Source organism: Spirosoma sp. (assembly GCF_026391055.1).
Classification (GTDB): Bacteria; Bacteroidota; Bacteroidia; order Cytophagales; family Spirosomataceae; genus Spirosoma.
On record NZ_JAPLET010000021.1, the window covers coordinates 42,634 to 67,164 of the forward strand.

Genomic DNA, 24,531 nt, shown 5'->3' on the forward strand with positions numbered 1-24,531 from the left:
AATTAGTTATTCAGGGCGTTGTAAACCAGTAACTGGCTTTTGGAGATAACTTTTTCGCCGGGTTTGATGCCCTGACTGATATAGGCGACATCGCCGAGCGATTTGAGGACGCTGACCTCACGTGTTTCAATGTGGGAACGGCTTTTGAAAACCAGCACGTACTGCTTGGAGCGATCGAAAATGACGGCTTTAGCGGGTACGGTGGCTAATTGTCCACCTTCTTCATAGCGCAGGGTCACGGTAGCGTGCATTTCCGGCCGGAGTTTCATGCCCGTGTTGTGCAGCCGAATCCGAACGGTCATGGCTTTAGTTCTCGGGTCAAGCACAGTATAGATTTTATCGACATGCCCGGTAAAACGTTCATCGGGGTAACTCAGCGTTTGTATGCTCGCCTGCATGCCGGTATGCACCCGCCGGATATCACTTTCGTTGACATTGGCCAGCACCCACACATCACTGATCTGCCCGATCGTAAACAGGTTATCAGCGTTATCGGAGCGGAGCTGCATGTCGCGGTTAACATTCTTTTCGATCACATAGCCATCGATGGGTGCTTTTACGGTGTACATCGACGCGTTGTTGATGCCGTATATCTGCGACACTTCGCTGATCCGATTTGCTTCGGCCTGCGCTTTCTCGACCTCTTTCTGGGCAGCAACTACTTCGCGCTGAGACGTGAGCTTCGTTTCGAGCAGGTCCTGTGCTACCCGGAGGTTCTTTTCGGCAACCAGCAAATCGGACTGAGCCTGTATGGTCTGCCGCTTGAGATCGGCCACTTCGCCTGAGCGGATAGCCGCCAGCGTCTGTCCTTTCCGCACGAAATCGCCCAGTTCGACCTTTACATCTTCTACATTGCCCCCTACTAGCGGGAACACTTTGACAACCCGGTTTTCGTCGGCAACGATCTTGCCAACGAGCGTCAACTCACTCCGTACAGGCTGGGTAAACGCACTATCGAGCCGAATACGGCGCAGCATCGTATCGGAAAGCATAAAGGCCTGTGCTTCCTCAGGTGCTGGCTTGGGGGCGCAGGAACCCAGGGCAGTCAAACTGCCAATTACCAGGAGAACGTGAATTTTCATTTGTTTACGCGCCAGACAAATGGCTTTTTTTAGTTGAATAAATCGTCGCCGAGGAGGTAGTTCAACTCTTCGTATGCACTCACGCGGTCGGCGCGCAGGCGGTTGAGATTGCTGATACTGTCGTTATAGGCTTCGACCAGATCGACAAACTCCAGTAAGGTGATATTACCCTTTTGAAAACTTAGCAATACCCCCTGATTCAACTGATCGAACTGAGTAGTAAATGCTTGTTCAACAGCCTGCACCCGGCGTTCTACCTCCCGCACTTTTTGCAGGGCCGTTGCTACTTCGTTCCGAACCTGCATGACTTTTTGCTGCTGCAACTGCGTCTGATAGCCAATCTGACTTCGGGCAGCCTTAATAGCGCCCTGATTCCGGTTGAACAGAGGAATATCAGTAGATAAGGATAGGCCAACGTAGTTCTGAATATAGCTTCCTGCCTGATCGTAGTTGGCCCCTATACGAACATCCGGTACGGCCAGGGCACGTTGCAAGGTATGGTTCAGTTCTGCCTGACGTGTGAGTGAGACGGCTGCTTTAAGATCAGGCCGATTACGTAATGCCATCTGCTGCAACGTGTCGTCCGGCTGGCTCGGTATATGGTATACTGCCAGCGTTTCGTCTGGAAGTATGGGCTTAATGGGTTGATCGACTGTGAGTAAGGTACGTAATGACCGCTGATCATCGGCCAGTTGAAACACGATAGCCGTACGGTCATTGCTCAGTTGAAACAACAATGCTTTTAACCGGAGCAGCTCTCGAAGCGACACATTCTGGCGACCATACTGAACCTCGTAAGCCGCCACAGTCGACTGAAGGGTAGCTAATTGCTGATCAAAACGAGACAGTGTTTTTCCCAAAAAATAGATGGAGTAGAACCGGGTCCGCAGGTCGAACCGCAGTCCACGCACCAGATCGAGGAGTTCGAACTGGGTTAACTGAGCTGACTCCGACGCTAGTGCTATACGTTTGTTTCGTTTACCGGCGGTATAAAGCAGTTGCTCAATGGCGAGGATTTTTTGACCCTGTCGACCCACATCCAGCACACGTCGGGCTTCGGGGTTGTACGTGCTTAGCTCAGCTGTAACCGTGGGGTTATCGTATAAGCTTGCCTGCAACACTTGCGCCTGGCTGGCGTCGATCCGAAACCGCTCGGCCAGCAGCAGCAGGTTATTTTTAATAAACAGACTGTCGGCCTGTTTAAGGGTAATTTGGAGTGAATCTGCCCGACTGGACGTTTGTGCCAGAAGTTGTCCTGTATTCAGGAAAAGGAAAAAAAAGAAAAGTAACAGCCGCATGCCTTAAGTAATGTACGGCTACAAAGGTCAGTCAGGCAAATTACAGCAGGCTTACAATCGGGTTAGAAGAGTTTTAGAAAATGATTAGAAAACGCTTAGAGCCGTGCTTCGAGCCAGTCTGTAACGGTTATTCTTCTTTAAGCACGTAGCCCATACCCGGCCTCGTATGAATAAGCTTAGGTTCAAAATCCCGATCGATCTTTTTTCGGAGGTAGTTGATATACACCTCCACAACATTGGTAGTAGGGTCGAAATTCAGGTTCCAGACCTGCTCGGTAATGTCTAGTTTTGCCAGCACCCGGCCCCGGTTACGAATCAGGTATTCCAGCAGAGCGAACTCGCGAGCGGTCAAGTCGATGGTAGTTTCTCCCCGTTTCACCTCGCGGGAAGCTGAATCGACGGTTAAATTGGCTACCCGCCATACCTTTTCCGGCTCGGCAGTCATTTCCTCCAGCAAGGTTGACCGGCGCAGGCAAGCCTCCACACGGGCAATCAATTCCCGAATATCAAAGGGTTTGACCAGATAGTCGTCAGCGCCCAGCCCCAATCCTTCTACTTTATCTTCGATCTCACCCAATGCCGTCAGCATAATAATGGGGAGATTGGGCTTTTCGGCCCGAACGCTGCGGCACACTTCAAATCCGTTGATACCGGGCAGGTTGATATCCAGAATCAGCAGATCAACGCCCGGCAGCAACGCCATCTGACGACCGTTAATCCCTTCATAAACCACCTCCGTTGTATACCCATCTTCCTGTAGCGTCCGGCTAATGTTCTGGGCAATACGACGATCGTCTTCAATAATTAGTATTTTCTTCATTCCGCTGACCTGTCCGAAAGCTTTCTCTGCACTGAACATCCGTCAAGGTGCAGATAAGCCTGGAGACCTAGGGTGTACTTGATAATGAGCGCTAATTACTGAAAGATTTACCGACAAGCCAGCCTATCAGTAAATTCTAATCTTTTTCTAAGTTGGTCGTAAAGCAGTAAACGGTTCCCTAGACTGGCCGGGGACTTGAATAGTAATCGGGAAAGTAGAAGATCAGGGCTTATGCCAGGTAAGGCAGGTAGGGTTCCAGCTTATCGGTTTCGCGGAAAGCCGTAACCTGATGTAGACTATTGGTGTAGGCGTCGTACTTGAGTTCGACGTAAAAGCTGTGAAGATTATACAGCAGGAAAATGTTCTCGCCTTCATAGCGGTTGGCAAGAATGTCACCCGTAAAGTAAAGGGTATCGAGTTGCTGGTCGGCGGGCAGGCAGGTAAAATCGGCAGGTTGCATAGCTGTACGGGGTTGACAGGCGAAATAAACAAAAAGCGGGCGGCTCACCAAATGAACCGCCCGACTTTATATAGCACAAGAAAAACACTAATACAATACAACTAAAACACTACCTAAAGTAACACCTTGCGATACAGTATACTTGTAGAGCAAAGCAGTTAGTATTGAATTATATTTTTTTAGGCAATTTTTACCTGCTTGCCTGTCTTGGCAGCCTGGTAGATAGCCTCTACAATTTTTATATCACGTAAGCCTTCTTCGCCGGGCACCATCATTGGCTTTTTATTCATAATAGCTTCGGCATCGTCGTCCATTTGTTTTGCCTGCTGCCAGGTCACTTCGTAAGGATGGTCTATCTTACCTCCGTTACTCCATACGCCTTTCACATTGTTATAGCCCGAATATGGCTCTACCCGCAGCGTGCCTTTACTACCAATCACGTCCATAAAATTCATGTTCATGCCGTAACTCGACTGAACCACCGCCCGTGCCCCGCTTGGGAAGATCAGCTGAGCCATGGACGTTTCATCCAGACCGTTCTTATAAACTTCCGGCCGGGATGTGTACTGCTGGGCCGTAACGGCAATGGGTTCTTCGCCGGTTGCCAGCCGGGCACCCTGCAACACGTACACACCCATGTCGTACATGACGCCACCGCCCATCTCTTTCTTTTGCTTCCAGTGATCAGTCCGGGCGTCGTAATAGGCCGCTGAACAGTTCACCATCTGTATTTTACCGATCTTGCCATCGCGCAGCCCTTTTACATACTCCTGCGTGTTGGGGTCGTGGTGCAACCGGTAGCCAACGGCCAGCGATACCTTGTTTTTGTTACAGGCATCGATCATATTCTGGCATTCTTTAGCGGTAACAGCCATTGGTTTTTCAACCCATACCTGTTTGCCCGCTTTAGCCGCCCGCACTACGTATTCTTCGTGCATGGAGGGCGGAAGCACCACATAAATTACATCGATATCGGGGTTGTTGGCGATCTGATCGAACGTCTGGTACGAGTAGATATTCTTATCCGGAATATTGTACTGCTTCTTCCACTTTTCGGCCTTTTCGGGCGTTCCGGTCACGATTCCGGCGAGGTAACAGTTCTTGGTTTTTTGCAGAGCTGGTGCCAGCAGATCGGTGCTGTAATAACCCAGACCCACCAGAGCTACACCGAGTTTATCTTTGGCTGGTTTTGTCGATGCCCAAAGCGCATTGGGCGAAATGGCAGCAGCTGCGCCTGTCAGTGCTGTTGTTTGCAGGAACGTTCTGCGAGAGGTCATGAGTGTCTAGTTAACGGTTTATTTGATAAAATTCAGGAATTGAAATTGAAAGGACAAGTTAATCGGTATCTGTTCGATTTTTACTTGTGTTTCTTCGACTGGGCAAGATAAGCATCCGCAAACCGACGACCCAGGGTTCGGGCAGAAGACGTGTCGAAATGAGTCGTATCGCCTTTATCCGTCAACCCCCTTGCCAATACAACGTACATATTAGGCACTGTCTTGGGCAAATCTTCCAGAACTGTATTGATCTGAGCCGCGGCCGGGTGCTTTTTCACGTAAAAATCACCCAGGGTGCCAACTAGAAACGGGACGTTTTCAGCGTGTAAATCCGTTCGGATACGACTCACCAGAGCGGTTAATTTCTGAGCATAAACAGCCGCTTTCTCAGGCTGGCTATCCGATTCGCCCTGGTGCCAGAGTATGCCTGCCAACTCACCATTTTCCAACGCTTTTTTGGCTCGTTTAATCGCATCATCGTACGGATAGGACTTTGTGGCCGCATAATAGGCATCCGGCACCCAGACGTCAATTCCTGACCCACCCTGAGCACATGGAATTAGCCCAACATTAACTTCTTCATCAGAATCGACCAGTTTTTGGGCAAACGCCAGTCCGGGCCCAACACCAATTACGGCGGGTTTATCAAAATGAAGCGGATCGCGGGCGGGGACCCAGGTTTGTTCCTTGGTGAGCATCCAGATACGACCGTGCGGTTGCTTGTCTTCAGCTTCGGGTATACCCCGGCCAGCCATATTCGACTGACCAATGAGGAGAAACAGTTTCAGCCGGGGCGGCACATCCTGCCTAAAGGCAACACATACCCCCAATAGCAGCAGAAACAGAAGTGGATTTAACCGTAGCTGGATTTTCATAACTGGCATTTATGCTAAAAGGCATTTTGCCCATCATTATACGGTTGCCTACGGCACAAAATCTTCGTTGAGTTGGAAGTGACTAAAAATAACAAACTCAAATGATCAATAATTACACTAATGCTCCAAATAAAGTATTAAAAATCAATCAAGTGCCCTCGTTATAGAACCGAGGTGTCAACAGTCCGTGCAGAAGCAGATGAACGATTTGATCGGCTCGTTCGGGAAGCTCCTGTGAGAGCGCTGATGTGATGGATTCAGGAAACTGATTCAGGAAGTCCAGATCGGTAAGTTGCTGAATAGCGGCTATATAGGTCAGCATGGCGATGTGCCGGGACGAATCATCACGTAGGTATCCCACCCGAACACCCTCATCCATCAACTGACTGAAATGTTTCAGCGGTATATCCCGCCTGATCTCGCATGCTTTTCGCCACGCATCTGGTTCTGAACGTTTTATATCCGTCCAGAAACCCTGATTGATGTTGGCAAAACTTACACCGATAAACCGCAGATAAGCCGCTACCTTCTGCCGTAAGGTTAAATCAACATCATTCAGAATAGCATCTGCCTTTGCCTGGTATTCAAGAGCAAATTGCTCTATGCCAGCCATTAACAGCTCAGACTTGCTACTAAAATGATTGTAAATCGTCTTCTTGCTGATACCAAGTTCGCGGGCCAAGTCATCGACAGACATGTTACTATACCCATGCTGTAAGAACAATTTTTGAGCGGCTTCTATAATATGCTGCCTTGTTTTCGCTTTTGCTGACACAGTTTCTTGCCCTAATGGAAACTAAAATTAATAAAATAGTGTAAATTATACAAAATAAAAATGCAGGTACTTACTAAAAAGTACATAGCTTTCTAAACAAAGCCGGTACTGATCTATTATACCTGAAAAAGTAAGTCTTTTTTAAACTTATTCACCCTTCATTATGACTACTAACTTTATACGCTCCCTTACGTTTTTCCTGTCGATTCTGACGCTGTCGGCCTGTCAGTCTTCATCCGACAAAAAACAGAATCAGACGGCTGCAGTCACCGAAACACCAGTTGCTATCCCGGTGGTTGTTAGCCGTGTTCAGGATACAACCGAAGGTGGGCAATTGATTCTAAGCGGTTCCACCGAATCGGAAACGACCGTAAATTTAGGGTTTATGGTGGCCGGAAAACTAAATCGGGTCACAATTCAGGAAGGGCAAACCGTTCGGGCAGGGCAATTGATTGCTTCCATCGAACCCACCGACTACCAGTTAGGCGTCACCATCGCTAACGCCAATGTAGCCCGGGTGCAGGACGAATACAACCGGCTGACTATTCTGAAGGAACGGGGCAGTGTGACGCCCAGCGATTATGAAAAGGTCGTAACGGGACTCGAGGAGGTAAAAGCCCGTCAACAACTGGCGGCCAAAAACCTTCGCGAAACCAAACTTTACGCTCCTATTTCTGGCATCGTGGCCCGCAAAGGAGCCAATCCGGGCGAGATCATCCCGCAAGGGCAACCCCTCTTCCAAATCGCCGACATTCAGCCAATCAAAGTAAGGGTATCGGTGCCGGAATCGGAAGTCGGGCAGCTTCGACTGGGGCAGTCGGCGCAGATTACGATTCCGGCCATAAACGGAATCTTCACCGGTAAAATTTCGCTCATCGGTGCCGTAGCAGACCCCGCTTCCCGCGCTTATTCGGTCAAGATAGACCTCCCTAATCCGAAACTTCAGATTCGCCCCGGCATGATTGCCGATGCCCGGATCACATCAGCCCGCCGGGCTAAAGCCCTGAGTTTGCCGGGCAATGCCGTGTTGCGCGACGACGACCAGTCAACCTACGTATTTGTGGCGGACTCGCTCAAAAAACAGGCGTTCAAACGGAAAGTGACCATTGGTAAGATTTTCGCCAGTAATGTCGAAATCACATCGGGCCTTACCCCCAGCGACCTCGTTGTAACCGGCGGTCAGCAGAAACTACAGGAAGGTGCTTCGATTCAATTTAACCAACCCGCTCAATGAATCCCATTCAAGGCTCGTTAAAATACCCGCAGGTAACGCTCAGCGTTGTCTTTCTGGTGGCGGCATTGGGCATCTATTCCCTGCTGACCATGCCGCGTCGGGAAGACCCGAAAATTACGATTCGTACGGGGCTAGTTGTCGCCTTCTTCCCCGGTGCCAATTCCGCTCAGGTCGAAGATCAGGTGACCCGTAAACTGGAACAGTATTTGTTCGGATACGCCGAAGTTCGTAAAGAAAAAACGTACTCCACCACCCGCGACGGTGCCGTGGTCATCAACGTTGAACTGGAAGAGAATGTCAAAAATCCGGACATCTTCTGGTCCAAGCTTCGCCACGACCTCAACCAGGCCAAAGTGCTGGATTTACCGCAGGGCGTTCAGGGGCCAATCGTCAACACCGACTTTGGCGATACCGTTGCCCTGCTGATTGGGGTTGAATCCGATCAGCTTTCCTACACTGAACTGGACGATAAGCTCAAACGAATTGAAGACGGGCTGCGCACTATCAAAGCTGTGTCGAAAATAAGGCGGTACGGCGAACAGAAGGAGCAAATCACCATTACGGCCCGTTCTGAGCAAATTGCCCAGTATGGCATCAAATGGACGCAGGTCGTTCAGGTTCTCCAGGCGCAGAACGCGATCAAAGCAACCGGAAACGTCAAAACCGACCAGTCGCAGGTGCCGTTGTACGCTCAAGGCTCTTATAATTCGGAGCAGGAAATAAGCAATCAGGTGATTGGCACCACGCCAACCGGGTCCGTTATTCGGCTGGGCGATGTGGCAACGATTAGACGGGAAGGTACGGAGCCAACATCGACCATCAACGTGAATGGTCATCGGGCCCTGATGCTGTCCGTCGAAATGCAGGAAGGCAATAATATCGTCAGGTTTGGCCACGATGTAGCCGCTAAACTGGACGATATCCGACACTATCTGCCCAGTTCGGTGAAGCTCACTACCGTTGTCAACCAGCCGCAGGTTGTTCAGCATAGTGTGAGTGATTTTATCCGGGAGTTCTTTCTGGCTATCGTCTCCGTCGTTGTCGTCACCATTGTTCTGCTGCCGTTCCGGATTGCGGCCGTGGCCGCCATGGCCATTCCAGTTACGGTAGCCGTTACGTTTGCGCTGCTGCATACGTTCGGGATTGAGCTGCACCAGGTGTCTTTGGCCGCATTGATCGTAGTATTGGGCATGGTTGTCGATGATGCCATCGTGATTGCCGACAACTACGTAGAACTGCTCGATGAAGGTATTGACCGATGGACAGCCGCCTGGCGCAGCGCCAGTGACCTGGTTGTTCCGGTACTGACGGCAACGGCCACGATTATCGCTTCGTTTTTGCCGATGGTTATTCTGACCGGATCGGTGGGTGAGTTTATTTTTTCGCTACCCATCACGGTTTCCATTGCGCTGGCCTCGTCGTTCATCGTGGCCATGCTGCTTACACCTTTTCTGTGTTACACATTCATCAAAAAAGGGCTGCATCAAGTGATTGCCCCCAGTGATCGTCCTGAGAAACGAAAGCGAAAATCGCTGCTCGACTACATGCAGGACGGCTACGACAAGGCTATCAACTGGTGCATCGACCACCGAACCGCCACGCTGGTGTTTGCCGTCATCTCCATTGCGGCATCGGGTCTGTTGTTTAAGGCCATTCGGCAGAAATTCTTTCCGGCGGCCGAGCGCAACCAGTTTGTGGTAGAGGTATGGATGCCAACCGGCACCAAACTCGACCGAACGAAAGAGGCCCTCGCCAGACTGGAAGGGTTGCTCAAAAAAGATGGTCGGGTGGAAACCTACGCCACCTTTATCGGTACCAGCGCCCCCCGTTTTTATTACAACTTTTCGCCCGAGCCCCCCGTCACCAACTACGGACAGATTCTGGTGAACACGACAACCAATGAAGAAACGGAAACCCTGGCAGAGGAACTGACCGAGAAGGTGGCCGCGCTGGTTCCCGATGGCACGCCCCGCGTGCGGCTGATGCAACAGGGTGCGCTCACGATTGCGCCAGTTGAGGTTCGGATTATTGGTAACGACCTGAACGTGCTGAAACGGCTTGGCTCGCAAGTGCAGGACATTGTCCGGAAAGCGCCCGGCAGCGCCCTCGTCCGCACAGATTTCAAGGAAGATTACTATGGCGTTGGGATTAGCCTGACTGAAGAGGCCAACCGGCTTGGTTTTACAACCACCGGTATCGCTACCAGCATTTACACGGGTTTCTCGGGAGCGCCGATCTCGGTAGTATACGAAGGTGACCAGCCCGTCAATCTGGTATTACGGCTCGACGAAGAAAGCCGCCAGAACTTTACGGACCTGGAGAATACGTACCTCACCTCCCCCGTAACAGGCAGCAGTGTACCACTCCGGCAAATTGCGACGTTACGCCCCGAATGGCAAACCGGGCGGATTATGCACCGAAACGGCGTTCGTACTCTGACGGTTCAGTCCGAAACGAGTGGTAATACCCTCCCGTCGGAAGTGCTGAAAGCCATTCAACCGAAAATTGCCAGCATACCCCTGCCCGTGGGGTACAGCATTCAATACGGCGGTGAGGACGAAAACCGGAAGGCCACGTTCAGCCAGATGGTTGGCGCGCTGGGCATTAGCCTCGTACTTATTTTCCTGATCCTGCTCTTTCAGTTCCGCAACCTGAAAGAATCGCTGGTGGTCATGGCCTCCATTCCCTTGAGTCTATTTGGCGCGTTGCTGGGACTGGTTCTAACGGGGAATCCCTTTGGCTTTACGGCGTTCATGGGCCTAATCAGCCTGTCGGGTATTGTGGTCCGAAACGCCATTATTCTGGTCGATTACGCCAATGAACTGATTCGAAAAGGCATGAACATTCGGCAAGCGGCTATGGAAGCGGGTAAACGACGACTGCGGCCTATTTTCCTGACAACGATGGCCGCAGCGATTGGCGTCGTCCCTATGATCCTGTCCGGTTCACCCATGTGGAGCCCGCTGGCCAGTGTCATTGCCGTTGGCGTTATTTTCTCGATGGTGATGGCACTGCTGGTCATTCCGGTGCTGTTTGTGATGACCGTCAAACCCAAAGAGGCCAACACAGAAGTCGCTTCTTTACCAACCACCCAGACTCACTGACGATGAATTTACCTCTCAAATTATCCTTTTTCTCAGTCCTCCTGACCGGCTCGGCTATAGCTCAAACCACCCAGCCACTCCAACTAAAGCAGGTACAGGACCAGGCCGTTCAGCAAAACCGGCGATTAAAAATTGCCCGCTATAAAGTAGACGAGAGCGATTATAAAATCGCGGAAGCCCGCAGTAGGCTCTACCCGCTGGTTGTTGCGAATGGCAGCTACACCTACAATGGCGTCACCCGCGATCTGACCCTGCCTCGCGGTTCTATTGGCGTATTGCCTGGCGCAACACCCATTCCGCTGCCCCAGCAGGACCTGACACTGTTTAAGGCCAAGCATAACCTGTTTTTCGGTAATGTGCTGGCCTATCAACCTATCAGTCAATTGGGGAAGATCAAGGACGGTATCAAAGTAGCCGAAACCGATGTAGCGTTGGCCAAAACGCAGGTAAGTCAGGCAGAGCTGGCTGTTAGGCAGGGGGTTGAAAAGCTTTATTTTGGTTTACTGATTGCCCAGCGCCAGCAGCAGCAGGTACAAACAACTATTGAACTGACTCAGGCCAAGTTGTACGATGTAGAAAGCGCACTGCTGGCCGGAAAAACCGACCCCGTCAATAAAGTTGGCCTGCAAGCCGATCTGGCCAATCAGCAGCAGCAGTTACTCCAGCTCACGAATCAGGTAGAAGATTATACTGCTGATCTGAATGAGTTGCTCGGCCAACCCGCCGAAACGCCGTTGAACCTGAACCCGGTTTCGGATTCGCTACCCGCTCTACCGGAACTGGCAACTTTTCTGGAGGGTGCTAAAAGTGGGAATCTAGAGGTTCGTCAGGCCGATCAGACCAGTCAGAAAGCCACGCTGGGAGTACAGGCGGCCCGCAAGGATTACATACCAACGGTTGGCGCACTAGGCGGCTATCTGTTCCAGAATGTGATCTCTGACCTTCCCCAAAGCAATTATTTCGTAGGTCTTCAACTGAGTTACAATATTGTTGATTTTGGCCGTCGCCGGTCTGCGCTCAACCAGCGATTGTCGCAGGAGAAGCAAGCCAGCGAAAATGTTCAATATACGCGGGAGCATATTGCCGGTGAGGTGCAGAAAGCCCATCGCAAAGCCCGTCAGGCACAATCCTTATTGCCGATTGCCGCTCAGGCTGCCCAATATCGGCGCGACGAGCTGAAGCTAAAAACTGACCGCCTTGCCGCCGGGCTCGCCCTTAAACGCGATGTGCTGGAGACACAGGCCGCGCTGGCAAAGGCCGAAGCGGACTTGTATTCGGCCCAGTTGGCTTACCGGCTGGCTCTGTCCGATTTAGAAGCACTCACGGGCATTAGCCGGTAAGTTCCATTCCGGAAAGCTTATCGGGGGTCGAACCCACCCGATAAGCTTTTTGTTGACAAATGGGACCATCAACGAATTACCGTCTATTTTTGCCCCATGTCTAAGAACGTCAATATCGGTTTAGTGCAGATGAGTTGCTCGGCAGATGTCGAGACGAATATCCAAAAAGCCATCAGCGGCATTCGTGAAGCAGCTGCGAATGGGGCTCAAATCGTTTGTCTACAGGAATTATTCACGTCGCTGTACTTCTGCGATGTGGAGGACCATCATAATTTTAGTCTGGCCGAAGCCATCCCCGGCCCCACCACCAACCGCTTAGGCGAACTGGCGGGCGAGCTGGGTGTGGTTATTGTAGCCTCTCTTTTCGAGAAGCGGGCGCAGGGATTGTACCACAATACGACGGCGGTGCTGGATGCCGACGGGGCGTATCTGGGGAAATACCGGAAGATGCACATCCCGGATGATCCGGGTTATTACGAGAAATTCTATTTCACCCCCGGCGACCTTGGTTATAAGGTTTTCGACACGAAGTTTGCCCGAATTGGTGTGCTCATTTGCTGGGATCAGTGGTACCCCGAAGCGGCCCGTATTACGGCTTTGATGGGAGCCGAAATTCTGTTTTACCCAACCGCCATTGGCTGGGATACCAACGAACCCGACCCGGCGCAAAACACGGAGCAGTATAACGCCTGGCAAACGATCCAGCGGAGCCATGCCATTGCCAATGGGGTTCACGTGGTAGCCGTCAACCGGGTTGGGCGCGAAGCCGATCAGCAGTTCTGGGGTGGTTCGTTCGTTGCCAACCCATTTGGTTCGCTGCTTTATCTGGCCCCGCACGATCAGGAACTCGTCCACGTGCAAACGGTCGATCTGGCCCTTTCCGAGAAATACCGCACTACCTGGCCCTACTTCCGAGACCGCCGGATTGATTCGTACCAACCTATCACCAGACGGTACATCGACCAGGAGTAACTGGTCTGGGTTCGGTTTTTCGTTGCGTTCTTAAACTCACACCTTGTTGAAGTCGGTTATGAAATTAGTTGCATTGGGCCTGCTGGTCAGTTTGGCGGGTACTGGATACTGGTACTGGCAATCGACCGACGCTCCGTCGGTTGCAGCGGTGCAGTTGCAGGGACCTTTACCGGCGCAGACATCGTTGGTGCCCACGCCCCGCTCCCGGTTCACGCCAACGCCGAGATCTCGAAAAGGGTATTATAGCCTCGATGTTGTCGGTGACTTCACGCTGCCAGCGACGAAAACCATTACTTTCTGCGGAGCTGGGCGCAACCTGCACGTTCAGAAAGACCGCACGAAGATTTTCCGGCGGGGGTTCTCGGCGGTAGATCAAAGCCGTATGGTCTCCAATGTTGAGATCTGGAAAGACGGTTTTCCGGCGAATGGCTGGAAATCTGCGCTTCAACCGAGCCAGCGGTCGGTTATTCTGTATCAGGGCTATTTTAGAGATGCCTTTGGTCTGTCCTGGGCACAAAATAGCGAAAAGGCTGGTGAGACGATCTACCGCGCACCCTCCAGCGGCAATGCTGCTGGAGCGGCTCGCCCCATCAATCGCAATACCCTGTATCAGGCCTGTGCGGAGTTGAGCGGAGGATGTTTTGGTTTCGGCGACTGCCCGCCCGGCGGCATGAAAAGCACGTACGGGTTCATTTTCCTGGATATTGAGAACGATGGTGCCAACATGACCAATCGGCAGGAACAGGCTAACCTGTATGCTTACATGATCAAGACGATCAAGGAAAACGTTAGTCCGAAAACGCAGGTTGGGTCTATTGCGCCGGTTTTACACAACAGCGTTGGTTATTCAAAAGCTGAAGATTATAAAGCCACCCCCGACTGGCTCTGGGCAATGACCGCTCAGCACACGGCTACCAGCCGCCAGCGGGGTATGCCGAACGACCTGGTGGGCAAATCGTTCGGTGACTATGCTGATTTTCAGATGCCCGGTACGTATTACGCCTATCCTGACTTTGACTACTCAATCCGGCACAACGGAGACAACAGCCGCCATTGGCTAGCGTCTTTACTGGGCGAACAGGAAGTCAACATGAAGTTGTCGCCAAAGAAGCGGATAGCCTGGCAATGGCTGTTCAATACCCAGAGCGAACTTCCGAATAGCAGTAAAGCGGAACACGCGGCTCCCCCCGTCGTGGCCGAGGGCATGGGCATCTTTTACTGGTTCACCGGAGCCTACGGCGTATTATTCTGGGATGATCATCAGGACCTGGTACCCGATTCGCCCCCGCCCGCCGATCCGAGTCAGAAAGGGCTGGGCAATGATCGGAATTATGCCTGCTATGAGCATTACGTTCACGGACTCTGGCGGCTATTCAAGCATCACAGCGATTTGTTCAATGGACGGGAAACCTACCTCAATGAATCGACGGAATGCTCCTACGACGGTGGGCAGACGTGGTATAAATACAATGCCAACCAACTCAAAGTGCGTGATTTGCCCGTTGTTCGTGCCATCGTGAACGGCAATCAGGTTCTGATTGCGGCTACCAAAGCCTACGCCCAACCAAATCAGACGAGCCGGGTCATGATGCGGTATGTGCAGAACGGCTTTAAATTTTACACGACTATTACCCTGAAAGGCGACGAAATTTACCTGGGCCGGGCCACCATGAACCGGTGAAATAACCAGGCGCTGAACAGTAGATTTTCAATGCACCCGCGTTACTCTCACGCTGCTCAACGAGTACGTCTTTGTCAAAATAACCCCATACATGACTCTTGGTATTGAAATTGGCGGAACAAAGCTGCAACTGATCACAGGCGATGCTACCGGTCAGATTAGCCAGCGATTCCGCTACATCGTTGACCCCGCACAGGGCGCTGAAGGTATTCTGACCCAAATTTCCACCACCATCCGACAACTTCCCGAACCACCTACCGCCATTGGTGTTGGCTTCGGTGGCCCCGTCGACTGGACAACGGGTCGCATAGCTACATCACATCAGATTGGTGGCTGGTCGGGAGTCGACCTCGCCGGATGGCTTCGGGATCAGGCGCCGGGCGCTACGGTTCAAATTGAGAACGACGCCAACGTGGCCGCCCTCGGCGAAGCCTGCAAAGGCGTTGCAACGGGTTTTAACCGGGTGTTTTACATTACCCTTGGCAGCGGTGTTGGCGGGGGCATGGTCGTCGACCAAAACCTGTATCACGGCGCGCTACCCGGAGAAGCAGAAATTGGTCATTTGTGGCTTGTCCCGCCCGGCGATTCAACACCGGGGCAAACGGTTGAGCAGACCATCTCGGGCTGGGCCGTTGACCAGCAGATACGCGACCTTTTGCCGCAGTTACCGGACGATTCGGCCCTCAAGATGGCCGTGCAGGAAGCCCATGCTACCGGTGCTGTTGGTAAAGAAGCCCGGTTTCTACATCAGGCCTACGAAGCCAGCGATCCGGTTGCCAAAATGCTGATCGAACAGATTGGTTCGGTGCTGGCACTGGCGTTATCGCATGTTGTTCACTTGTTTCATCCAGACGCTATTGTGCTGGGGGGCGGCCTGTCGCTCATTGGCGAACCTCTGCGGGCAGCCGTACGGCAAACACTCCCCCGTTTTGTCATGAAGACCTTTCATCCAGCTCCTGTTGTACTTCTCGCCAAACTCGGTGAAGACGCTGTACCAATTGGCGCGTTAATGCTTACCATAAATACGGATGACTGATGAATTTACACAGAGCTATCATCACTCATCATTCCTTTACCCATGAACCAGACCTATTTCAAGAACTACCTCGACCGGCAGAAAGCCGCGTATGATGCTATTCCCATTGACCGGGTAGAGCATTTGATTAACCTTATCAAGAAATGCTGGGAGGAAGACCGGCAGTTTTTCGCCTTCGGCAATGGGGGTAGTGCCTCCAACGTATCGCACTTTATTACCGACCTCGGCAAAAGTGCGTCGGACCGCATGGGCAAGCGGTTTCGGTGTCTGTCGCTCAACGAAAATGTATCCTGGATCACGGCCCTTGGCAACGACTATGCCTACGAGGATATTTACCTGCGGCAACTTCAAAACTACGCCCGTCCCGGCGATCTGGTGCTTACCTTAAGCGTGAGTGGTAACTCACCCAACGTTGTCAAAGCCGTAGAATGGGCAAACGAGAACGGACTTACTACTATGGCACTCGTTGGCGGCAAGCGTGGTAAAATTGCCGACATTGCCCACGAGTCGATTGTTATTCAGGATGAGCATTACGGCCGGGTCGAAGATGCCCAGATGACCATTTGCCACATGCTGTGTTATGGATTTATTGAGAGTTAGGTGTTTGTAACAGGAGATGGGGGTTAGGAGCGAGAAGTGAGGAGTTGCTGACGCGTCTGTTTTTTGCATGCGTTAGCAACTCCTCACTCCTATTACTACGGCTCAAGAATACCGATCATTTCTCCAGGGGTAAGCGGTGTTGGAGTAACCGCGTTCTTCCCAGAAGCCCAATTGATTTTTAGTCAGGAATTCGATCCGTTTGATCCATTTTGAGCCTTTCCAGGCGTATAGCTGCGGGGTGATCATCCGCAGCGGGCCACCGTGTTCACGAGTTAAGGGCTGGCCATCGGCGGTGTGCACGAGCAAGACATCGGGCTTTAGGGCTTCTTCCAGCGAGACGTTGGTAGAGTAGCCATCATAGCCGTAACACATAACGTGCGTAGCTGTGCCTTTGGGGTCAACCAGGGCTGCCAGGTCCATAAACCGGACACCTACCCAGGGGACGTCTAACCGCGACCAGGTCGTTACACAATGAAAATCGCTGGTGTCCTCTACCTGCGGCAGTTCCATCAGATCTTCCCACTTCAGACGAACAGGGTTATTTACTTCACCATCAATATTGAGTTGCCACTTGTCGAGCGGGATGGCGGGCTGATAGCCTAAATCCAGCACCGGCCATTTTGTTGTAACCGTCTGGCCAACCGGTACGGCTGGCATACCATGTCGGTTTATCGGCCCGGAGCCCCGTGGCTTCTCGTCCGTCATGGAGGGCGTCTGGGCCATTTTTTCCTCAAACCGACGTTTGAGTTTCAGGCGGGCCTCAATGATTTTATCGGTCTTTTCGTTTGCGTCCATCGTATGCGAACTGGAAGTGTGTAGCGACTTTTCCTTTGTAAACTGTAATTTCTATTTTGTAGTTTTACACAAACGAAAAATGGCGTTATGGTAGCAAACCAGCGCCCTATTTTAGCTTACACGCACGTAACTGCCAAGTAGTTTAACTTCGGCCGCGTGGTGATTCAATATCTCGTGCAAATCAGGATCGCTGGCGTGACCTTCACACTCCAGCAGGAACCAGTAGCGGAATGTAGCCCCATCCCGTAAAGGCCGACTTTCAATCTTTGTCAGGTTGATGTTCCGGGTATTGAACTCCTGTAGAAACTCAGCCAGTACCCCCGGCGACTGAGTATTCGGCAAGCGGGCAATTAACGTGGTTTTATCATGCCCGCTGGGCTGATTCACAAAATCCTTAGCCAGAATTAAAAACCGGGTTCGGTTCAGGTCACTATCTTCAATATTATCGAATAGTACCGGCACATCGAACAGCTTAGCGGCAATATGCGAGCAGATAGCTGCGGTATTGGGTTGTTGAGCGGCCATTTTAGCCGCCTTCGATGTCGACTCGACCGGCACCATCTCGGCTTTCAACTCATCGAAATAATCGTTCAGGAACCGGCTGCACTGCCGGAAGGCGATGTCTTTTGAATAGATGTGGGTGATATCGGCTAAATTCTCGGCTTTTGTGGCAAAGGTAAAATGCACGGGAATCTGCACTTCGGCGGCTATTCGCAGGTCTTTCTCCAGTAGCAGATCGATGGCTTCTTCCACGACGCCCTCCTGGTTGTTTTCGATGGGCACAACGCCAAACCGAACCCGCCCTGTTTCAACACTTTCAAATACTGACCGGATTGTTGGCAGGGCCATATAGGCACTCATCGCCCCGAATCGGCTTTCGGCAGCCTGGTGGGTAAAGCTACCTTCGGGGCCTAAGTAAGCCACTCGTTCAGGTAACTCAAGGTTACGGGATACGGCGAAGATTTCAAGAAAGATCGCTTCAATGGCCGAACGGTTCAGCAAACCATCGTTTTGTCCATGAAGCCGGTCCAGGATTTGTTTCTCACGCTCCGGCCGGTAAATGACCGTATTGGTTGTTCGTTTGAGGTCGCCAACCCGGCGCACAAGTTCCATTCGTTGATTCAGTAACGTCAGGAGTTGATCATCGAGCGCATCAATGTCATTACGGAGAGACTCTAAAGTCATAAAAAAGTCGGTAAGGCAAAAGTCAATAAGTTGGTAAGCACGAAGCCAACATACAAACTTAGCACTTACCGACTTATTGACTTACTTACTTACAGACTTTTCTACACCAGAGCTACTTCGTCAACATCTTTTTCGACACGCAGATTGTCGATAATGAAACGCTGCCGGTCGGGCGTATTTTTGCCCATGTAATAACTAAGGAGCTTGGGAACAGATGTTTCCTTCTCCATGATGACCGGTTCCAGACGCATGTTTTCGCCGATAAACAAGCCAAACTCATCGGGAGAAATCTCGCCAAGCCCCTTAAAACGGGTTATCTCAACTTTTTTGGCGGCTTTCGTCAGTTTATCAATCGCCTTCTGTTTCTCGTCTTCCGAATAGCAATAGGTTGTTTCTTTATGGTTCTTTGGATTGCGAACCCGGAACAACGGAGTTTCGAGAATATACAAATGCCCATTACGCACCAGATCGGGGAAAAACTGAAGGAAGAACGTCAGCATCAAGAGTCGGATGTGCATGCCATCAACGTCGGCATCGGTTGCAATAACGATTCGGTTGTAGCGCAATCCCTCCAGGCCCTCCTCTATATCCAGCGCATGTTGCAGCAAGTTAAATTCTTCATTCTCGTACACCACCTTTTTTGTGAGTCCAAAACAGTTAAGCGGTTTACCACGCAAACTGAAAACGGCCTGCGACTGCACATTGCGGGATTTGGTAATAGAACCACTGGCAGAATCCCCCTCGGTGATAAACAGGGTCGACTGGTAGCGGTCATCGGCTTTCAGATCGGGCAGGTGATTGCGGCAGTCGCGCAATTTTTTGTTGTGAAGGCTCGCTTTTTTGGCACGATCATTGGCTAGTTTCTTGATACCCGCCAGTTCCTTCCGTTCCCGTTCCGATTGTTCGATCCGCTTCTTGAGGGCTTCCCGAACAGCGGGGTTCATGTGCAGGAAATCGTCCAGGCGCTCTTTTACAAAATCCTTTACGAAAGAACTTACAGATTGTGCATTCGGCTCGGGCGACATATTCTGCGAACCAAGCTTAGTTTTCGTCTGTGATTCAAAAACGGGTTCCTGCACCCGAATACTAACGGCCGCAATGATTGACGAACGAATATCTGACACCTCATAGTTTTTATCGAAATGGCGTCGAACCGTTTCCACAACCGCTTCTTTAAGCGCGTTGAGATGCGTACCTCCCTGGGTGGTATACTGCCCGTTTACGAACGAATAATACTCTTCGCCGTACTGATTCCCGTGAGTCAGGGCTATTTCGAGGTCATTTCCTTTCAGGTGAATAATTGGATACCGCAGCGAATCCTCATCCTTCTTCGTTTTATCACGAAGCAAGTCGAGCAGTCCATTTTGCGACAAGTATTTCTGCTTGTTGAACGAGATGGTCAGGCCAGCATTCAGGTAGCAGTAGTTCCAAATCATGTTCTCCAGAAACTGGGGGATGAAATGAAAATGCTTAAATACCGTATCATCCGGTTCAAAGCAGATGAGGGTACCGTTCCGCTCAGTCGTGACGTCTTCGCCCCGCTGTTTCAGTTCGCCCCGGTCAAATTCGGCCCAAACCGTTTTACCCTCCCGGAACGACTGAACCCGGAAATAACTAGACAGTGCATTGACGGCTTTTGTACCGACTCCGTTGAGGCCTACCGATTTCTGGAAAGCCCCGGAATCGTATTTACCTCCGGTGTTTATTTTAGAAACAACTTCAACAACCTTACCAAGTGGAATACCCCGGCCAAAATCCCGTACCTCAACGCGATGATCCGTTACGCGTACTTCGATGACTTTACCAAAGCCCATGACGTGCTCATCGATACAGTTGTCGATGGTTTCTTTGATTAATACATAGATGCCATCATCGGCGGCTGACCCATCGCCAAGTTTACCGATATACATACCGGGCCGCAAACGGATGTGCTCTCGCCAATCCAGTGAACGGATACTATCTTCGTTGTATTGAACAGCTTGATTTAGCAATTCTGCCATAAGAGATTTTTTACTAATAGGCTAAAACCGACTATGTAATTGAATAGCCATTTTAACGAAACATTGGAAAAATTATACCCTGTGTTTTGGAAACGCGAAAATTTGCCGCTCGATATGAAACTATTTATAATCCAACAAAAGTTCGCTTACTTTGTCGACTGAACTGCACTATGTACCACAAGATTCACTTTGTTCGTTAGATACAGGCTTCGTCTTCTTCGGTGCCGCGCTGTTCGACTTCTTAAAAATATGCAAAATCTAAGACTTTTCCACCTCTCGTCGAAATTTTTTTTTCATTTTTCTGCGGCATCAGTTCAAGGCCAAATTAAGGCTTTTCTAATCATTTTTACACTACTGATAGCGGGCTCTACAGCACAGGGTCAAATTGCAGTTCCCTCATCCTCAGGTTCAACAGGGCTTCCGGGCGGCACTACCGGAATACCCGCAAACGCTATACCGAAAGGAGTTAACCCCGCTAATTTGCCAGCTAACGTCAGGCAGCAGGTCAACGGCAAAACCAGCCAGCCCCGGACTACGACTACGGGTCGTACGTCGCCTACCTCACAAACACTTAAAGACAGAAAACAGGGTGTCAATGCGGCCAATCAGCAGGTCACCCCGGCCGATACGACTGATCCCGGCCCCGTCTCCGATGAAGAAATTATCCGGGAAGGAGCCGAGCGCGCACAACGTCGTGAACAGCAGGAAAAGCGCCAGAGAACGTTTGGTTACTCGCTCTTCAACGATCCGGCTATGGAGCGCACCTTCGAACCCAATCTAAACATAGCTACCCCCCGAAACTACGTTGTAGGCCCCGGCGATCAGCTTAACATTCAGATGTACGGGTATTCGGAAATTGACTTTTCACAAACCGTTTCATCGGAAGGTAATGTCTATTTCGGACAGTCGACCGGTGTTGGTCCGGTTTCCGTAGCCGGCCTCACGATCGAGCAGGCCAAAGCGCGGATCATCGGGCGGCTCACTAAGCGATTTGCGGGTTTGCGCAGCTCTGCCTACGGTCCCCAGAATACATTCCTCGAAGTATCGCTGGGCGGAACGATACGGAGTATACGTGTAACGGTAACAGGCGATGCTGTCCGGCCGGGAACGTACACGCTTTCTTCATTGGCAACGGTTATGAATGCCATTTACCAGGCTGGTGGTCCAAATGACATTGGCTCTTATCGCCGGGTACAGCTCATCCGGAATAATAAAGTGGCGGCCACCCTCGACTTGTATGATTACCTGCTAAGTGGTATTCAGCGCAACGACCTCCGCCTGCAGGATAACGACAATATCCGATTTACAACCTTCCTTGAGAAAGTGGAGATTACCGGAACCGTAAAACGTGCCAACATTTTTGAGATGTTACCAGGTGAAACCCTCGACCGGCTTCTGTTCTATGCAGGTGGTTTTGCGGCTCAGGCGTACAAAAACAGGCTCAAAGTTACCCGGCTGACCGACCGTGAAGTAAAGGTAATTGACGTTACAACGCCCGAGTTTAAAACCTTTGAGATTCAGGATGGTGATCTGGTCACGGTTTCTCGTTTGCTTGAGCGTTTCGAAAACCAGATCACGATTGAAGGGGCTGTGTTTCGCCCCGGCCAGTACTCGCTCGATAAGAACCGAACGCTGAAAGAGCTGATTACCAACGCGGAGGGGCTGAAGGGCGATGCCTTTACCGGCCGTATTACAATCGTTCGCACTCGGGAAGATCTGGCTATCGAAAACCTCTCCGTTAATCTGGCTAATATCCTGGCGGGTAACGAGCCTGACGTACCGCTGCAACGCGAAGACCAGGTTATCGTGCCATCCCGATTTGATCAGGTGGAGCAGGCAACCATTTCTGTGCAGGGGGAGGTCAACGCGCCCGAAACGGATATTCCTTATATTGCCAATATGACCCTGAACGATGTACTGCTGCGTACAGGCGGTTTAAAAGAATCGGCGGCTGCGTCTATGGTTGAAGTGGTTCGTCGCAAGAAAGACGCCGATCCTCGCTCTCCAACAGCGCAGATTGCTGAAACCTTCCGGTTCAACGTTGACCGTGACTTATCGATCGGAGCGGATGCAAACAAGAATTTTATTCTGCAACCCTTTGATCAGATCATCGTTCGTCGGTCGCCCAACTATGCCATTCAAACGTATGCGTATGTGGCCGGTGAAGTCATTATGCCGGGCTCCTATCCAATTCGGTCTAAAGACCAGAAAGTATCGGATCTTGTAACCCAGGCAGGTGGTTTAACGTCTCAGGCTTATGTAGAAGGAGCAACGCTGGTCCGCCCGGTTAAACTGAGCGCTGACGAGCTAAAACGAAAGCAAAAGGCAATTGAAGAAGTTGCTGACAATACAACCAAAACGATTGTGGAAACGGAAGTCGTTACGCCGAACGTTGCCGAAGCGATTGGTATTAATTTGAAGAAGATTCTGGCAAAACCCGGCTCATCGGAAGACATTCTGCTACAGGAAGGCGATACATTACGTATTCCGAAATTGCTCGAAACAGTGCGGATTCAGGGGGAAGTACAATTGCCGAATACAGTAAAATTCCGGGAAGGTGAAACGTTTCAGGACTACATTTCACAAACGGGTGGCTTTACGTCGAAATCACAGCGTCGCCGGGCATTTATTATCTATGCCAACGGCTCGGTCGATCGGACCCGGAAATTCATGTTCTTCAATGTGTATCCGCGTGTTGAGCCAGGCTCTGAGATTGTAATCCCCAAACGGGCGACTTCGCCACTCACGGCACAGCAGATTCTGAGTTCGACGGTTGGTATTGCCGGCTCGTTATTAACACTTGTTACAACCCTGATTTTACTCACCCGGGTTAGCAACTAAAAAGGAATTTTCAGTATATGGCTTCTACAAACTTATCTGATACAAACAATCCGAACCATCTGGCAGCGGCTCGGCCGTTACCACCTGATCAGATTTCCCCCAAATCGGTGGTGTTAAGCGTTTTTCAGTTGAAGCATGTATTCATGCGCAACTGGAAGGTACTTCTGCTTCTGGTATGTCTGGGTGGCGCTATTGGGTTCATTTATGACTTATTTCATAAGACAAAGGTTACCTATACCGGCACCATCATGTTTAACCTGGGCGGCAGTTCGTCGGGAGGTGGATTCGGTGGTGAATTGGGCCAGTTAGCGGGCGCGTTTGGCCTAAGCTCAGGTGCTCCCGATGCCAACATATTTGTTGGCGACAACTTCCTGATTTATGCCAAATCAAGACCCGTTGTCGAAAAGACGTTGATGCAGACCGATACTATCAACGGGAAAGACACCCTGCTTGTCAATTACTACATTCGCCATAGTGGTATTCGCGACCAGGAATGGGAAGACAACGATTCATTGCGGGCCTTTTATTTCAAGAGGGCCAAATTACCTAATGAATACACCAAGACGGAGCAACTGGTAATGTCGGACATTTACGCCCGAATTGAAGGTGAAATGGCCGTTAAGCAACCGGAACGGAAATCGTCGTTTATGGAGCTTAGCTGTTTTATGGAAAATGAGCAGTTGGCGGCCACCTTTCTGACCAATCACCTTAAGACTATTGAGCAGGATTACCAGAAAAAGCAGACGAAAAAAACCCGCGAAATGTATGACCTGCTCATAGACAGAGTGGACTCCCTTCAGTCACGTTTGACGGGTACAGAAAATAAGCTGGCCCAGTACATGGACCAAAACCAGCAGGTGGTTGTTGCACAGGGCCGTATGACGGAAAATAAGCTGACACGAAATTCCGGCTTTCTCACTACCCTGTATTATCAGGCACTCCAGCAGGCCGACAACATGCGCTTATCCCTGATTCGGGAAACGCCGTTGTTTACCATCATTAAACCCGTTTATTATCCACTCCACATAGACACGATTGCAACGGCTGGCCTACAGATTGGCATAATCGTTGGCCTGGTGCTGTCTATCCTGGTTATTTTTCTGCGAGAAACGTACCGCTCCGTAATGCGGGAAGCTTAGTAATGACATCTTTTTTT

The 24,531-nt window shown here is 50.8% G+C and carries 19 protein-coding genes; 9 read left to right on the plus strand and 10 right to left on the minus strand.

Features of this window, described 5'->3' with window-relative positions; genetic code table 11:
* Positions 1-2: 2 nt before the first annotated feature.
* The 7 genes from NT073_RS14755 to NT073_RS14785 all read right to left on the minus strand — a co-directional run bounded on the left by NT073_RS14755 (position 3) and on the right by NT073_RS14785 (position 6,587).
* Positions 3-1,082, minus strand: coding sequence for an efflux RND transporter periplasmic adaptor subunit (locus NT073_RS14755; RefSeq protein WP_297374871.1), 1,080 nt, complete (start codon positions 1,080-1,082; stop codon positions 3-5).
* A gap of 29 nt (positions 1,083-1,111) precedes the next feature.
* Entirely contained in the window at positions 1,112-2,380 is a 1,269-nt protein-coding gene (locus NT073_RS14760; RefSeq protein ID WP_297374873.1) for a TolC family protein, read from the minus strand.
* A gap of 127 nt (positions 2,381-2,507) precedes the next feature.
* On the minus strand, positions 2,508-3,200 hold the full coding sequence (locus tag NT073_RS14765) for a response regulator transcription factor (protein ID WP_297374875.1): 693 nt from the start codon (positions 3,198-3,200) through the stop codon (positions 2,508-2,510).
* 229 nt (positions 3,201-3,429) lie between these two features.
* The gene (locus tag NT073_RS14770) at positions 3,430-3,660 is read right to left on the minus strand and encodes a hypothetical protein (protein WP_297374879.1); all 231 of its coding nucleotides are present in this window, start codon (positions 3,658-3,660) and stop codon (positions 3,430-3,432) included.
* 179 nt (positions 3,661-3,839) lie between these two features.
* Positions 3,840-4,937, minus strand: a complete 1,098-nt coding sequence (locus NT073_RS14775; protein ID WP_297374882.1) for a Gfo/Idh/MocA family oxidoreductase — start codon at positions 4,935-4,937, stop codon at positions 3,840-3,842.
* Between the two features lie 80 nt (positions 4,938-5,017).
* Positions 5,018-5,812, minus strand: a complete 795-nt coding sequence (locus NT073_RS14780; protein WP_297374885.1) for a sialate O-acetylesterase — start codon at positions 5,810-5,812, stop codon at positions 5,018-5,020.
* Positions 5,813-5,960: 148 nt separating this feature from the next.
* The gene (locus tag NT073_RS14785) at positions 5,961-6,587 is read right to left on the minus strand and encodes a TetR/AcrR family transcriptional regulator (RefSeq protein ID WP_297374888.1); all 627 of its coding nucleotides are present in this window, start codon (positions 6,585-6,587) and stop codon (positions 5,961-5,963) included.
* Positions 6,588-6,750: 163 nt separating this feature from the next.
* On the opposite strand from NT073_RS14785, the gene NT073_RS14790 reads away from it, so the two are divergent.
* The 7 genes from NT073_RS14790 (at position 6,751) to NT073_RS14820 (ending at position 16,554) form a co-directional block, all read left to right on the plus strand.
* Entirely contained in the window at positions 6,751-7,821 is a 1,071-nt protein-coding gene (locus tag NT073_RS14790; protein ID WP_297374890.1) for an efflux RND transporter periplasmic adaptor subunit, read from the plus strand.
* Complete coding sequence (locus tag NT073_RS14795; protein ID WP_297374893.1) at positions 7,818-10,925, plus strand: efflux RND transporter permease subunit; 3,108 nt, start codon at positions 7,818-7,820, stop codon at positions 10,923-10,925. The genes NT073_RS14790 and NT073_RS14795 overlap by 4 nt, the downstream gene beginning before the upstream one ends.
* A gap of 2 nt (positions 10,926-10,927) precedes the next feature.
* Positions 10,928-12,265, plus strand: a complete 1,338-nt coding sequence (locus tag NT073_RS14800) for a TolC family protein (protein WP_297374896.1) — start codon at positions 10,928-10,930, stop codon at positions 12,263-12,265.
* 96 nt (positions 12,266-12,361) lie between these two features.
* Complete coding sequence (locus NT073_RS14805) at positions 12,362-13,237, plus strand: carbon-nitrogen hydrolase (protein WP_297374899.1); 876 nt, start codon at positions 12,362-12,364, stop codon at positions 13,235-13,237.
* 58 nt (positions 13,238-13,295) lie between these two features.
* Entirely contained in the window at positions 13,296-14,918 is a 1,623-nt protein-coding gene (locus NT073_RS14810) for a hypothetical protein (protein ID WP_297374902.1), read from the plus strand.
* 91 nt (positions 14,919-15,009) lie between these two features.
* Positions 15,010-15,954, plus strand: a complete 945-nt coding sequence (locus NT073_RS14815; protein WP_297374904.1) for an ROK family protein — start codon at positions 15,010-15,012, stop codon at positions 15,952-15,954.
* 42 nt (positions 15,955-15,996) lie between these two features.
* The gene (locus NT073_RS14820; protein ID WP_297374907.1) at positions 15,997-16,554 is read left to right on the plus strand and encodes an SIS domain-containing protein; all 558 of its coding nucleotides are present in this window, start codon (positions 15,997-15,999) and stop codon (positions 16,552-16,554) included.
* Positions 16,555-16,656: 102 nt separating this feature from the next.
* Here NT073_RS14820 and NT073_RS14825 read toward each other — a convergent pair whose 3' ends face one another.
* The 3 genes from NT073_RS14825 to NT073_RS14835 form a co-directional block, all read right to left on the minus strand.
* Positions 16,657-17,349 (minus strand): sulfite oxidase-like oxidoreductase, encoded by a 693-nt coding sequence (locus NT073_RS14825; protein WP_297374910.1) that lies wholly within the window; start codon positions 17,347-17,349, stop codon positions 16,657-16,659.
* A gap of 111 nt (positions 17,350-17,460) precedes the next feature.
* Entirely contained in the window at positions 17,461-18,534 is a 1,074-nt protein-coding gene (gene pheA / locus NT073_RS14830; protein ID WP_297374913.1) for a prephenate dehydratase, read from the minus strand.
* 101 nt (positions 18,535-18,635) lie between these two features.
* Positions 18,636-20,534 carry a DNA topoisomerase IV subunit B gene (locus NT073_RS14835; protein ID WP_297374916.1) on the minus strand — a complete coding sequence of 633 codons (1,899 nt, stop codon included), beginning with the start codon at positions 20,532-20,534 and terminating at the stop codon, positions 18,636-18,638.
* Between the two features lie 480 nt (positions 20,535-21,014).
* On the opposite strand from NT073_RS14835, the gene NT073_RS14840 reads away from it, so the two are divergent.
* The gene (locus NT073_RS14840) at positions 21,015-23,375 is read left to right on the plus strand and encodes an SLBB domain-containing protein (RefSeq protein WP_366107334.1); all 2,361 of its coding nucleotides are present in this window, start codon (positions 21,015-21,017) and stop codon (positions 23,373-23,375) included.
* A gap of 17 nt (positions 23,376-23,392) precedes the next feature.
* Positions 23,393-24,514 (plus strand): hypothetical protein, encoded by a 1,122-nt coding sequence (locus NT073_RS14845; protein WP_297374919.1) that lies wholly within the window; start codon positions 23,393-23,395, stop codon positions 24,512-24,514.
* Positions 24,515-24,531 lie beyond the last annotated feature (17 nt).

Bases quoted from the DNA above. Each gene is read 5' to 3' on its own strand.
- NT073_RS14755 (WP_297374871.1), bottom strand. From the start codon at position 1,082: ATGAAAATTCACGTTCTCCTGGTAATTGGCAGTTTGACTGCCCTGGGT.
- NT073_RS14760 (WP_297374873.1), bottom strand. From the start codon at position 2,380: ATGCGGCTGTTACTTTTCTTTTTTTTCCTTTTCCTGAATACAGGACAA.
- NT073_RS14765 (WP_297374875.1), bottom strand. From the start codon at position 3,200: ATGAAGAAAATACTAATTATTGAAGACGATCGTCGTATTGCCCAGAAC.
- NT073_RS14770 (WP_297374879.1), bottom strand. From the start codon at position 3,660: ATGCAACCTGCCGATTTTACCTGCCTGCCCGCCGACCAGCAACTCGAT.
- NT073_RS14775 (WP_297374882.1), bottom strand. From the start codon at position 4,937: ATGACCTCTCGCAGAACGTTCCTGCAAACAACAGCACTGACAGGCGCA.
- NT073_RS14780 (WP_297374885.1), bottom strand. From the start codon at position 5,812: ATGAAAATCCAGCTACGGTTAAATCCACTTCTGTTTCTGCTGCTATTG.
- NT073_RS14790 (WP_297374890.1), top strand. From the start codon at position 6,751: ATGACTACTAACTTTATACGCTCCCTTACGTTTTTCCTGTCGATTCTG.
- NT073_RS14795 (WP_297374893.1), top strand. From the start codon at position 7,818: ATGAATCCCATTCAAGGCTCGTTAAAATACCCGCAGGTAACGCTCAGC.
- NT073_RS14800 (WP_297374896.1), top strand. From the start codon at position 10,928: ATGAATTTACCTCTCAAATTATCCTTTTTCTCAGTCCTCCTGACCGGC.
- NT073_RS14805 (WP_297374899.1), top strand. From the start codon at position 12,362: ATGTCTAAGAACGTCAATATCGGTTTAGTGCAGATGAGTTGCTCGGCA.
- NT073_RS14810 (WP_297374902.1), top strand. From the start codon at position 13,296: ATGAAATTAGTTGCATTGGGCCTGCTGGTCAGTTTGGCGGGTACTGGA.
- NT073_RS14815 (WP_297374904.1), top strand. From the start codon at position 15,010: ATGACTCTTGGTATTGAAATTGGCGGAACAAAGCTGCAACTGATCACA.
- NT073_RS14820 (WP_297374907.1), top strand. From the start codon at position 15,997: ATGAACCAGACCTATTTCAAGAACTACCTCGACCGGCAGAAAGCCGCG.
- NT073_RS14825 (WP_297374910.1), bottom strand. From the start codon at position 17,349: ATGGACGCAAACGAAAAGACCGATAAAATCATTGAGGCCCGCCTGAAA.
- pheA (WP_297374913.1), bottom strand. From the start codon at position 18,534: ATGACTTTAGAGTCTCTCCGTAATGACATTGATGCGCTCGATGATCAA.
- NT073_RS14835 (WP_297374916.1), bottom strand. From the start codon at position 20,534: ATGGCAGAATTGCTAAATCAAGCTGTTCAATACAACGAAGATAGTATC.
- NT073_RS14845 (WP_297374919.1), top strand. From the start codon at position 23,393: ATGGCTTCTACAAACTTATCTGATACAAACAATCCGAACCATCTGGCA.